We start from the raw sequence: 11,797 nt of genomic DNA on the forward strand, positions 1-11,797 counted from the left end.
GGAGCGCGACGTCCTGCGAGGCCGCCGGGACGCCGACCTGCGCCTGCGGCTGGAGATGCTGCGAACGGCGGGCGGCCCCGGCCCGCTGCACCAGATCCGCCAGCAGGCCCGCCAGTGGCGCCGCCAGCTCGGCATCGGCCAGTCGGGCGGGCACTCCGGGAGCGGGCAATCTGGAAGCAGGCCGGGCGACGGCAGGCCGGAGGATGCGGGCCTGCTGCTCGCCCTGGCCTATCCCGACCGCATCGGCCAGCGTCGGCCGGGCGGCGAGGCCACCTACCGCCTCGCCAACGGCCGCGGCGCCTTCTTCGCGGAACCCGACCCGCTCGGCGGCGAGCCGTTCCTGGCGATAGCCGATCTCGACGGCGACCGGCGCAACGCCCGCATCCGCCTCGCGGCCCCGATATCCAGGGCCGAGATCGAGACTGCCTTCGCGGACGCGGTCCGGACCGTCGCGTCCGTGGAGTGGGACGCCCGCGAGCAGGCGGTGCTGGCGCGCCGTCGGCAGAAGCTGGGCGAGCTGGTCCTCGCCGACCAGCCGCTGGCGGACGCGTCGCGCGACCGGATGGCCGCGGCCGCGTGCGAAGGTGTGCGCCAGCTCGGGCTGCACGTCCTGCCCTGGACCCGCGAGACCGAGGCGTGGCGCGCCCGCGTCGCCTTCATGCGCCGGCTGGACGGCCCGGAGGCGGGCTGGCCCGACACGTCGGACGACGGGCTGCTCGCCACGCTGGAGGAGTGGCTGGCGCCGTTCCTGGGCGGCGTGACCCGGCGCGCGCATTTCGCGCGGGTCGACCTCGCCGTGGCGCTGGCCGCCATGCTGGACTGGCAGCAGCGCAAGCGCCTGGACGAGCAGGCGCCCACCCATGTCCAGGTGCCGAGCGGCTCGCGGGTCGCGCTCGACTACGGGTCGGGCGAGGTTCCGGCCCTGCCGGTCCGGCTGCAGGAGATGTTCGGGACCGAGGCCACGCCGGCGATCGGCGGCGGGCGCGTCCCGCTGGTCCTGCACCTGCTGTCGCCGGCACACCGGCCCGTGCAGGTGACGCGCGACTTGGCGAGCTTCTGGGCCAACGCCTACAAGGCCGTGAAGGCCGACCTCAAGGGCCAGTACCCCAAGCATCACTGGCCCGACGACCCGCTGAAGGCGGAGCCGACCAGCCGGGCCAAGCGGCGGGGGAGCTAACTTCCGTCCGGTTCCGGTTGCGCACCTGCCGCCCGATGATGTTTATGCCTCCCCAAAGGGGTTGATGGAGAACCATGCCATGCGCCGCATCGTCGTCACGGGCCTCGGCGTCGTCTCGCCGCTGGGCTGCGGCACCCAGGCCGTCTGGGAGCGCCTGATCGCCGGCCGCTCCGGCCTGCGGCGCCTGCCGGAGGAGGTCGTGCCCGACGTCCCGGCGAAGATCGGGGGCGTCGTTCCCGGCCGCGCGGAGGACCCCGAGGCCGGGTTCGATCCCGACGCGGCGGTCACGCCCAAGGACCAGAAGAAGATGGACCGCTTCATCCAGTTCGCGATGGCGGCCGCCGACGAGGCGATCGCGCATTCGGGATGGGCGCCGGCGACCGACGCCGCGCGCGAGCGCACCGCGACGGTCATCGGGTCCGGAGTGGGCGGGTTCCCGGCCATGGTCGAGGCGGCCCGCATCGTGGCCGACAGGGGTGCCCGGCGCCTGTCGCCGTTCACCGTGCCCTCATTCCTGGTCAACCTCGCCGCCGGCCAGGTCTCGATCCGCCACGGCTTCCGCGGCCCGCTCGGAGCGCCGGTGACGGCCTGCGCGGCGAGCGTGCAGGCGATCGGCGACGCCGCCCGGCTGATCCGCGCCGGCGAGGCCGACGTCGCGCTGTGCGGGGGCGCCGAAGCCTGTATCGACCGGGTCAGCCTCGGCGGCTTCGCCGCCGCGCGCGCGCTGTCCACCGCCTTCAACGACGCCCCCGAGACCGCGTCGCGCCCCTTCGACCGTGCGCGCGACGGCTTCGTGATGGGCGAAGGGGCGGCCATGCTGGTGATCGAGGCCCTCGACCATGCCGAGGCCCGCGGCGCCCGGCCGATCGCCGAGCTGGTCGGCTACGGCACCAGCGCGGACGCGCACCACATGACGGCCGCGCCGGAGGACGGCGAAGGCGCGCAACGCGCCATGCGCCTGGCCCTCGCCTCGGCCGGGGTCGCGCCGGCGGACATCGGCTACCTGAACGCGCACGCGACCTCGACGCCGGTCGGCGACGCGGGCGAGATCGCGGCCATCAAGGCCGTGTTCGGCGACGCGCCGGGGCTCTCGATCTCGTCGACGAAGTCGGCGGTGGGCCACCTGCTGGGTGCGGCGGGCGGCATCGAGGCCCTGTTCACGATCCTGGCGCTGCGCGACGGCGTGCTGCCGCCGACGCTGAACCTCGACGACCCGGACCCGGCCGCGGCGGGCCTGGACCTGATCGGGCCGGCGGCGCGCGAGCGGCGCGTCGACTACGCGCTGTCGAACGGCTTCGGGTTCGGCGGCGTCAACGCGTCCGTGCTGTTCCGGCGCTGGCAGGGCTGAGGGTCAAGCGCTGAGGGTCAAGCGCTGAGGGTCAAGCGCCCCGGGAGATGACCTCGGGCTCGCGCACGATCCGTTCCGTCCCGTCGAGCACGGACCGGATCCGGTACTGGGCGTCGCCGCCCTCGTCGGCGGGCAGGAGGCGTTCGACCTTGTAGTCCCGGCGCGCCGCGTCGCGGCCGATCTCGCGCTTCGCCGGAAACTGGACGATCTGGCCGACACGGAACGCGTGCTCGGTCATGCCGCCGCTGCCGAGCGCCCGGTCGGTCGACCCCCGCACGACCAGGGGCGCCGGCTCGGCCGCCGGATGGTCGGGAGCGGCGGCCGGCTTCGCTGCCTTCTTCGCCACCTTCTTCGCCGGACCCGAGGTCGCACGGCGCGAGGTCATCTCCGCCTCGATCGAGGGAAGCAGGGCGGTCGCATTCTGCTGCTGCTGCGGAGAGCCGCGCCGCACGAGCCGCTGCGCGTTGTCGCGAAGGGCGGCGAGGTCTCCGTCGGTCATGCCGGGGAGCTTCGCTGGGTACGTCATCGGTCATCTCCTCAACGGTTCGGCCCCGGATCGCCGGGGCCCAAAAATAAAATGGGGCGGCCGCAGCCGCCCCATCGGCATCGGCCGATCTCCGCAGCGCTCAGAGAGCGCGCAGGTTCTCGGCAGAGACCTTGCCGCGGCGCGGGTCGCGCACGGCTTCGAACGAGAGCTTCTGGCCCTCGTTCAGGTTGCCGATCCCGGCACGCTCGACCGCCGAAATGTGGACGAAGACGTCGGCAGTGCCATCATCCGGCTGGATGAAACCGAAGCCTTTGGTCGAGTTGAACCACTTCACGGTACCAGTAGACATGGATTTCTTCCCTCATGAGGGATTGCCCAGACACGACATTGTGAAAGAGCATCAATTCACTTCGGAAGCATATCCTGCCCATCGCTGGACCGGAGAACATGGCCGAGAGCAACATTGACGGAGCCACTTTGACGGCTTCAAAGATGGCTTGCAAGGCCGATTTAAGGTTTTTCTCCGATGGACTTATCCTTTCGTGGTAGTGGAAAAACGGAGTCGGAAGCGCCATGCGCGACTCCCGAAAATGCTGCTTTAATCCGACCTTAACCATGGAGACGGAGAGTCCTGGCCGGGCACGCGAGCCGTGCCCGCCGAGCCCTCCCAGGTGCCTCCATGTCCGACGCCACCGTCGCTACGCCCCTCCCCCCGTTCCCGCCCGAACCGACCCGCCTCCCGCCGCCGGCCGGACGCCCCGGCCCCTTCGCGATCTACCGTCGCGCCTTCGGCGAGGTCCGGACCTACTGGCCCCACCTCGCCGCCGTCCTCGTCCTCGGCCTGGCCTGGATACCGATCGCGCTGCTGCTGCCGCTGCCGGTCAAGATCGTCGTCGACAGCGTGCTGGGCAGCGAACCGCTGCCCGGGCCGCTCGCCGCCTGGCTGCCCGGCCTCGCCGACGAGACCGTCCTCGGGCTCGCCGTCGCCCTGGCGGTGGTGTTCGCCCTGCTCCAGGCCGGCTGGGGCTTCGCGGACTGGCTGCTGCGCGAGTGGGTCGCCGAGCGCATGGTGCTGGAGTTCCGGGGGCGGATGTTCCTCCACGGGCTCGGCCTGCCGGTGCTGGACGACGCCCGCGGCAGCTTCGACACGACCAGCCGCATCAGCCACGACGCCCCGGCGATCCAGTGGACCGCGCTGTACGGCGTCATCCCGCTGGTCGTCTCCTGCGCCTCGCTGCTGGGCGTGATCGCGGTGACCGCGGCGCTGAACGCCAAGCTGGCGGCCGTGGCGCTGGTGACGGCGGTCCCGATGATCCTGCTGGTCCATGCCAGCCAGAAGCGGCTGCGCGAGGGCTGGCACGGCGTGCGCGAGGCCGAGACCGACAGCCTGTCCGTCGTCCAGGAAAGCTTCGGCGCGCTGAGGGTGATCACGACCTTCGGCCAGGAACGGCGCGAGCAGGCGCGCTTCCTGGAGGCGGGCACGCGCGCCCTGTCCAGCCGGCTGCGGGTGGTCAGGACCGAAGGCATGATCGGCATGCTGTTCGGCCTGACGGTCGCCTTCGGGACCACGGCGATCCTGTATCTCGGCGTCCGGGACGTCCAGACGGGGGCGCTGACGACCGGCGGCCTGCTGCTGATCCTGGGCTACGCGGCGCAGCTCTACGCGCCGCTCCAGCAGATCGGCAAGCACATCGCCGGCCAGCAGCACGCGCTGGCGAGCGCCGAGCGCGCGTTCGGCCTGCTCGACCGCCGGCCGATCGTCGCCGACCGCCCCGGCGCGCGGCCGCTCGGCCGCGCGGAGGGACGGGTGTCCTTCCACGGCGTGCGGTTCGGCTACGGCGACCGCGAGCCGGTGCTGCGCGGCGTCGACTTCGAGATCCCCAAGGGCACCCGCGTCGGCATCGTCGGCCGGACCGGGGCCGGCAAGACGACGCTGCTGAACCTGCTGATCCGGCAGTACGACCCGGAGGCGGGCGAGGTGCGGCTCGACGGCATCGACCTGCGCGACTGGCGGCTGGCCGACCTGCGCAACCAGTTCGCCGTGGTCAGCCAGGAGCCGGTCCTGTTCTCGTCGACGATCGCCGAGAACATCGCCTACGGCCGGCCGGACGCGACCATGGCGGAGATCGTCGCCGCCGCCGAGGCGGCCAACGCGCACGCGTTCGTCTCCGCCCTGCCCGAGGGCTACCGGACCCGGGTGGGCGAGCGCGGGCTCAAGCTGTCGGGCGGCGAGCGCCAGCGCATCGCGCTCGCGCGCGCCTTCCTGAAGGACGCCCCGATCCTGATCCTGGACGAGCCGACCAGCGCGGTCGACGTCGCGACCGAGGCCGGCATCATCGCCAGCCTCGAGCGGCTGATGGCCGGGCGCACGACCTTCATGATCGCCCACCGGCTGAGGACGCTGCGCGACGTCGACCTGGTCCTGCGCGTGGAGGACGGCCGGGTCTTCCCCGACGCCGACGAGACGGCCGAGCGCCCGGCCGCCTGAATCGCCGCCGCCCGAGCCGCTCAGGTCCCGGGCCCGCGGAACACCGCGCGCAAGAACCCGGCCCAGGCGTCGCGGCCGGCGTCCGGGCGCCGGCCATGGACCTCCGGCGGGGCGGCCAGCCGCCCCGCCGCGTCCAGGCGCGCGCGGATGCCCCAGAAGCCGAGCTCGGTACCGCCGGGCATGCCGTAGCGCAGGTCCATCGCCTCGACCGCCACCCCGCCCTCGTCACCGCCCTCGTCACCGCCCTCGTCACCGCCCTCGGCACTGCCCTCGCCTGCTCCCTCGGCGGCCGGCACGACCGTCCAGTGGACCTGGTCCATCGCGAACCAGCGGAAGATCCGGCCTTCCGGCGTCGCGGCGACCGCGGCCGCCGCGCCGTCGGCGCCGTCGTTCCGGAACCGCCGCCAGCCGATCTCGCCGGGGGCGAGGATGGAGTGGAAGCCGACCAGGACCTCGTCCGGCCGGGTCGCGACGACGCGGCGGTACCATGGCTGGAACAGCAGGGGATAGGCCCGGACCTCGAAGCCGTGCTCGGCGCGCCCGGCGAGCTGGGCCCGCGCGATCGCCTCGGTGCGCTCGTTGACCGACCAGCCGAGTGCTGTGTAGCCGGCGACGAAGAACAGCGACGCCGCGGCCAGGGCGGCGGCGAGCCGCGGCCGGCGCGAGAAGGCGCCGAAGACCACCGCGGCCAGGAGCGCCAGGCTGTAGACGGGGTCGATGATCGGCATGGCGTCGACCGCGAAGCGGTGCCGCGAGAACGGCGCCAGGAGCTGCGTGCCGTAGCTGGTGAAGACGTCGATCACGGGATGGGTCACGAGCACCAGGATCGACAGCCAGATCCACGACCACAGCGCGTCGGGAGCCGCGGCCGGCCCCTCGCGCGCCGGCGTCCGGCGCAGCAGCCGCCAGATGCCCCAGCCGATCAGCGGGCCGACGACGGGCGCGAAGAGCAGGGAATGCGTGATGCCGCGGTGATGGACCCAGTTCGTGAACGGGCCGAACCAGCCGGCGGCGACGTCCAGGTCCGGGACGATGCCGAGGACCGCCCCGGCGAGGATCGCGGGACGGCCGAGCGAGCGGCGGAAGCCAGCCTGCGCGACGGCGGCGCCGAACAGGGCCTGGGTCACGGTATCCATGTCTTGGTCCAACTCCGCTCCGGAACGATCCTGCGCAATCTCGGTCGAGGCCGCGGCCGGGGCAAGTCCCGGCTGCCGAAAGAAATCACCCCATCGGGGTAGAGGTTTCACCGCCCGGCGGGGTTGGCCCCCCGCGGCGCGCGGCGCATGCTGTCGTCCCGCCTTCCTCCCCCCGACGAGACGAGCCCGAGCCATGCCCGCCTGCCCCTCGCGCAAACGCGTCCTTCCCCTGCTGGCCGGAGCCGTCCTGTCGGCGGCCGTGTCGGGCTGCGCCCAGTACGAAGCCGCGGAGGCCTGCACCGACCTGTCCTCGATGGTCTGGCCGTGGAAATGGCTGGAAGACCCGACGACGGTCGTGACACCGGTGGTCACCCCGCTCGACACCCCGCTGTACCGGACCGAGATCGTGCAGGTCACCGGCCTGCTGCGCGACGACGACCTCGGCGCCGAGCCGGTGCCCGCCAGCTTCCAGTGCGTCCAGCGGGGCGACCTGCTGCAGTCCTTCGGCTGGACCGAGCCCAACGCCCTCGCCCGGCCCGAACTGCGGCTCGAGCGCGGCCCCGTCCTTCCCGCCGCGGCGCGATAGGCGGCCGCTTCTTCCACTTGCGCGCGGCGGCGCGAAGGGACACGCTCGGGTATTCACGTTTCGAACCGCGAGCGACCATGCCCGAGCCCGTGCAGCATCTCGTGACCGTCGGCGGCGCCGAGGTCCATGTCCGCGAATGGGGCGCCGGCAACGGCCCGACCGTCCTCGCCTGGCACGGCCTCGCGCGCAACGGCGCCGACTTCGCGCCGCTGGCCGACCGGCTTTGCGACCGCTTCCGCGTGCTGGCGGTCGACGCCCCGGGCCGCGGCCTGTCGGCCTGGGCGGTCGATCCGGCCGCGGACTACGGCTTCGCCGCCTACGAGGCGGTCGCGGACGGCGTGCTGGACCGCTTCGCCGTCGGCGAGCTGCACTGGATCGGCACCTCGATGGGCGGGACGCTCGGCATCCGGCTCGCCGCCGGGCGGCTGGCGGGGCGCATCCGCCGCCTCGTCGTCAACGACATCGGCCCCGAAGTGCCCCAGGCCGCCATCGACCGCATCCTGGCCTATGTCGGCGACCCTCCGTCCTTCGCCTCCGTGCGCGAGTTCGAGGCGTGGCTGCGGCGGGTCTACGCCCCCTACGGGCGGCTGCCGGACGCGCAGTGGCGGGCCATGGCGCTGGCGTCGCTGCGGCGGCGCGACGACGGGCTGGTCACCGTCCACTACGACCCCGCGATCGTGCGGCAGTTCGTCGATTCCCCCGACGACTACACGGTGTGGGAGCAGTGGGAGGCGGTGCGCTGCCCGATCCTGGTGCTCAGGGGAGCGCAGAGCGACCTGCTGACGCCGGCGATCTGCGCCGCGATGATGGCGCGCAACGCCCGGGCACGCCTGCACGAGGTCCCGGGATGCGGCCACGCCCCGGCCCTCAACGTCCCCGAACAGACGGAGCCGGTCCGCGAGTTCCTGGAAGCCGAATAGGCTAGTCGGTGTCCATGCCGAACTCGGTCTTCGCCCCCTTCGGCGCGAGCAGCCGCCACAGGACCGGCCCGAACACGGCGAGGAACGCGACGGCGTAGATCGTCAGCGCGATCCCGGAGCCGACCAGGAAACTCCAGTCGCCCTGGTTGATCATCAGCCCGCGGCGGAGCTGCTCCTCCGCGAGCGGCCCGAGGATCGCGCCGACCAGCACCGGGGCGAGCGGATAGCCGAAGCGGCGCATCACGAAGCCGGCCAGCCCGAAGACGAGGAGCAGGCCCAGCGCGAAGACCGAGCCCTGCGCGCCGACGACGCCCAGGCTCGCGAAGGTCAGGATGCCGGCGTAGAGCCAGGGCCGCGGGATCATCAGCAGACGCACCCAGACGCCGACGAACGGCATGTTGAGCACGACCAGCATCACGTTGGCGATGAACAGGCTGGCGACCAGCCCCCAGACGAGGTCGGGGCTGTTGGTGAACAGCAGCGGGCCCGGCTGGAGCCCGTATTGCTGGAACCCCGCCAGCATCATCGCCGCCGTCGCCGAGGTCGGCAGGCCGAGGGTGAGCAGCGGGATCAGGGTGCCGGCGGCCGAGGCGTTGTTGGCCGCCTCGGGGCCGGCCACCCCCTCGATCGCGCCCCTTCCGTCGTCGAAGTCCGCCCGCGCCTCGCCGCGCGCGACGCGCCGTTCGGTCGAATACGACAGGAAGGTCGGGATCTCCGCCCCGCCGGTCGGGAGCGGGCCGAACATGAACCCCAGCGCGGTGCCGCGCAGGTAGGGCTTCAGGCAGCGCTTCAGGTCGCGCAGCGACAGCCAGACCGAACCGCGCACCGCCTCGACCTTGTCGTCGGCGCCGACGCGCTGGGAGGCGACGAAGAGCGTCTCGCCGATCGCGAACAGCCCGACGGCGACGACCGCGATCGAGATGTTGTCGCGCAGTTCCGGAAAGCCGAAGGCCAGGCGCGCCTGGCCGGTGAGCTTGTCGATGCCGACGAGGCCGATCGCGAGGCCGAGGAACAGCGCCGTCAGCCCGCGCACGACCGAGCCGCCGAACGCCGCCGACACGGTCGTGAAGGCCAGCACCATCAGGGCGAAATACTCGGCCGGGCCGAAGGACAGCGCGACCATCACCATGAAGGGCGCCACGAGCGCCAGGCCCAGGGTGGCGAAGGTGCCGCCGAAGAACGAGCCCAGCGCGGCCGCGCCGAGCGCCTTGCCGCCGCGCCCGTCCCGGGCCATGCGGTTGCCCTCGACCGCGGTCATGATGGACGCGGTCTCGCCGGGCGTGTTGAGCAGGATCGAGGAGATCGCCCCGCCGTACATGCCGCCGTAATAGATGCCCGCGAACATGATCAGGGAGCCGGTCGCCCCGAAGGACAGGCTGACCGGCAGGAGCAGCGCCACCGTGAGCGCCGGCCCGATGCCGGGCAGGACCCCGACCGCCGTGCCGAGCATCACGCCGATCAGCGCGAACATCAGGTTGGACGGCTGGGCGGCGACCGCGAGGCCGTCGAGGAGGAGCGAGAAGGTTTCCATGGCGTCAGATCCTGGCGGCGCCGGTCACCGGAACAGCGCGTCGAGGGCGCGTTCCGCCGGTCCGGCCGGCAGCGTCAGCCCGAGACCGTGGCGGAAGAGGACGTAGAGCAGGGCCGCCACCACCGCGCCGACCAGCACGGTGAGCACGAGCGGGCGCCGCCCCATCCCGCGGGCCGCCCCGCCGAACAGCACGGCCGATCCCGCGATGAAGCCGAGCCCGGCGGCGAGGACCAGGATCTGGGCCACGATCGCGCCCACGATCCAGGCGACCGGCCCCGCGTTCAGCCGGTCGCGCGCGGGAAAGCCGCCGATCCAGGCGAGGCCGACCGTCAGCACCGCGAGCGCCGCCAGCCCCGCCGCGACCAGGTAGGGGAAGATCTCCGGGCCGAACTGGGCGTAGCTGCGGCGTATCCGGTAGCCGGAGGCGTCGGACACGATCATGGCGGCGAGCGCGAAGAGCGCCACCGCGATCAGCAGCCCGCCGAGATCGCGGCCCCGGTGCGGAACGGATACCCGTTCCGGAACGCGGGGCCGGGGCCGGCCTTCGCCGGCCCGGCCCGCAAGCTGGGGCCGGCCTTCGCCGGCCCCGTCTGCTCCGTGCGTCATGCGCGCGAGGTCCCGTTACTGGCTGATGCCGAGCTCTTTCAGGATCGCGGAGGTCTGCTCGACCTGGCGGTCGAGATAGGCCGCGAACTCCTCGCCGTCGAGATAGGTGTTCACCCAGCCCCTGGCCTCCAGCTCCTTCTTCCAGGTGTCGGACTGGGCCATGGTGCGGATCGTGCCGGTCAGCTTCTCCCGCTCCTCGTCGCTGATGCCGGGCGCGCCGGCGATCATGCGCCAGTTCTGGACGTCGACGTCCAGGCCCTGCTCGACGAAGGTCGGGGCGTCGGCATAGGGCTGGCGCTCGGGCGCCGTGATGCCGATGACGCGCAGCGCGCCGGCCTCGATCTGGGGGGCGAACTCGCCGTAGCCGGAGATGCCGGCCGTCACCTGGTTGCCGAGGATCGCCGCCAGCGCCTCGCCGCCGCCGGAATAGGGGATGTAGTTGATCAGCTCCGGATCGACGCCGGCCGCCTGGGCGAACATGCCGACCGCGATGTGGTCGACGCCGCCGGCCGAGCCGCCGGCCCAGGTCACGGCCCCCGGATCGGCGCGCAGCGCCTCGGCGAGGTCCTGGGCGTCCTGGATCTCGCTGTCGGCCGGGACGACCACGGCGAGGTACTCGCCGGTCAGGCGCGCGATCGGGGTCACGTCCTCGAGGGTGACCGGCGCCTCGTTGGCGATGATGGCGCCGACCATGACGTAGCCGCCGACGATGGTCGCCGACGGGTCGCCGGAGGAGCGGTTGACGAACTGCTGCAGCCCGATCGTGCCGCCGGCGCCGGGCACGTTCTCGACCTGGATGTTGGACACGAGGTCTTCCGCCTGCAGGGTCGACTGGATCGTGCGGGCGGTCTGGTCCCATCCGCCGCCCGGACCGGCCGGGGCCATGATCTTCAGCTCGTCCATCTGCGCGAAGGCGCCGCCCGAGACGAACAGCGTCGCGAACGCTACGGCGTAGGCAGTCTTCTTCATGTCGTCCTCCCAATATTTCTCGACGCCGCGGCGACGGAGGCCGTCGCGGTGCCGGTTGGACCGATGATAGCAGAGCAACCTGTCACGAAGCTGTCGCGCGCAGACGCCGGTGGGCCTGGACGGCGGCAAAAAACCGATGCCCGAATCCGCTTCTATGCGTAAAAGGAGGAAACGTCGACGGAGATGGAGTCGAATACGACGCGACCGTCGTCCTCGATATGAGCCACGAAGCGGCCGGGGTAAGCATCCGACGACTGGAAGCCGTCATCATCGCCCCTGCCGTATTCAAGCTCGACATAGACGTTGAAAATACCTTCCGCCTTGGAACGCCTTCCGTCGATCTCGCTTTCGAAGACTTCCACTTCGTCAATTACGGTCTCTTCAGACAGATCGCCGAGTGCTTTCCAGGCATTCGAACCCGCAATGACATCCGCCGTCAAAGCCGTCGCGATCCGGTGGCGATCGTCGTCGGTCAGCTCCCGCTGCTTATGCGCCACGGCCATGCCCATCCTCCGATCAGAAATTCACTTTGCCCACCGCGACACGGGA

General features: G+C 72.2%; 12 protein-coding genes. 5 read left to right on the plus strand and 7 right to left on the minus strand.

All coding sequences use genetic code 11. The annotated features are described in order from the left end of the window. Both VGO20_RS16145 and fabF read left to right on the plus strand, forming a co-directional pair. Nucleotides 1-1,177: ATP-dependent helicase C-terminal domain-containing protein (locus VGO20_RS16145; protein WP_327503401.1), on the plus strand; the 1,177-nt coding region annotated here is incomplete at its 5' end. 79 nt (nt 1,178-1,256) lie between these two features. Beyond that, nucleotides 1,257-2,525 carry a beta-ketoacyl-ACP synthase II gene (gene fabF / locus VGO20_RS16150; protein WP_327503402.1) on the plus strand — a complete coding sequence of 423 codons (1,269 nt, stop codon included), beginning with the start codon at nt 1,257-1,259 and terminating at the stop codon, nt 2,523-2,525. 31 nt (nt 2,526-2,556) lie between these two features. Here fabF and VGO20_RS16155 read toward each other — a convergent pair whose 3' ends face one another. Both VGO20_RS16155 and VGO20_RS16160 read right to left on the minus strand, forming a co-directional pair. Beyond that, nucleotides 2,557-3,051: a hypothetical protein gene (locus VGO20_RS16155; protein ID WP_327503403.1), complete on the minus strand. Its 495-nt coding sequence runs from the start codon at nt 3,049-3,051 to the stop codon at nt 2,557-2,559. Nucleotides 3,052-3,151: 100 nt separating this feature from the next. Then, entirely contained in the window at nt 3,152-3,361 is a 210-nt protein-coding gene (locus tag VGO20_RS16160; protein WP_327503404.1) for a cold-shock protein, read from the minus strand. 330 nt (nt 3,362-3,691) lie between these two features. On the opposite strand from VGO20_RS16160, the gene VGO20_RS16165 reads away from it, so the two are divergent. Beyond that, nucleotides 3,692-5,500 carry an ABC transporter ATP-binding protein gene (locus tag VGO20_RS16165; protein WP_327503405.1) on the plus strand — a complete coding sequence of 603 codons (1,809 nt, stop codon included), beginning with the start codon at nt 3,692-3,694 and terminating at the stop codon, nt 5,498-5,500. A 20-nt stretch (nt 5,501-5,520) separates the two neighbouring features. Here VGO20_RS16165 and VGO20_RS16170 read toward each other — a convergent pair whose 3' ends face one another. Then, a complete protein-coding gene (locus VGO20_RS16170) occupies nt 5,521-6,636 on the minus strand; it encodes a metal-dependent hydrolase (RefSeq protein ID WP_327503406.1) in 1,116 nt (371 codons plus the stop codon). A gap of 193 nt (nt 6,637-6,829) precedes the next feature. Between VGO20_RS16170 and VGO20_RS16175 the strand changes: the two genes are divergently transcribed. Together VGO20_RS16175 and VGO20_RS16180 are read left to right on the plus strand one after the other, a co-directional pair. Further along, nucleotides 6,830-7,222 (plus strand): hypothetical protein, encoded by a 393-nt coding sequence (locus VGO20_RS16175; protein WP_327503407.1) that lies wholly within the window; start codon nt 6,830-6,832, stop codon nt 7,220-7,222. Nucleotides 7,223-7,299: 77 nt separating this feature from the next. Then, on the plus strand, nt 7,300-8,142 hold the full coding sequence (locus VGO20_RS16180) for an alpha/beta fold hydrolase (protein WP_327503408.1): 843 nt from the start codon (nt 7,300-7,302) through the stop codon (nt 8,140-8,142). 1 nt (nt 8,143) lies between these two features. Here the strand turns inward: VGO20_RS16180 and VGO20_RS16185 are convergent, their stop codons facing one another. The 4 genes from VGO20_RS16185 to VGO20_RS16200 all read right to left on the minus strand — a co-directional run bounded on the left by VGO20_RS16185 (nt 8,144) and on the right by VGO20_RS16200 (nt 11,751). Next, nucleotides 8,144-9,673 carry a tripartite tricarboxylate transporter permease gene (locus VGO20_RS16185; RefSeq protein ID WP_327503409.1) on the minus strand — a complete coding sequence of 510 codons (1,530 nt, stop codon included), beginning with the start codon at nt 9,671-9,673 and terminating at the stop codon, nt 8,144-8,146. A 24-nt stretch (nt 9,674-9,697) separates the two neighbouring features. Continuing rightward, the gene (locus VGO20_RS16190) at nt 9,698-10,279 is read right to left on the minus strand and encodes a tripartite tricarboxylate transporter TctB family protein (RefSeq protein ID WP_327503410.1); all 582 of its coding nucleotides are present in this window, start codon (nt 10,277-10,279) and stop codon (nt 9,698-9,700) included. 15 nt (nt 10,280-10,294) lie between these two features. Beyond that, the gene (locus VGO20_RS16195; RefSeq protein ID WP_327503411.1) at nt 10,295-11,248 is read right to left on the minus strand and encodes a Bug family tripartite tricarboxylate transporter substrate binding protein; all 954 of its coding nucleotides are present in this window, start codon (nt 11,246-11,248) and stop codon (nt 10,295-10,297) included. Between the two features lie 152 nt (nt 11,249-11,400). Continuing rightward, nucleotides 11,401-11,751 (minus strand): pPIWI-associating nuclease domain-containing protein, encoded by a 351-nt coding sequence (locus VGO20_RS16200; RefSeq protein WP_327503412.1) that lies wholly within the window; start codon nt 11,749-11,751, stop codon nt 11,401-11,403. Between the last annotated feature and the right edge of the window lie 46 nt (nt 11,752-11,797).

The sequence above is a fragment of the Arenibaculum sp. genome (genome assembly GCF_035998295.1).
Lineage (GTDB): Bacteria > Pseudomonadota > Alphaproteobacteria > Azospirillales > Azospirillaceae > DASYHS01.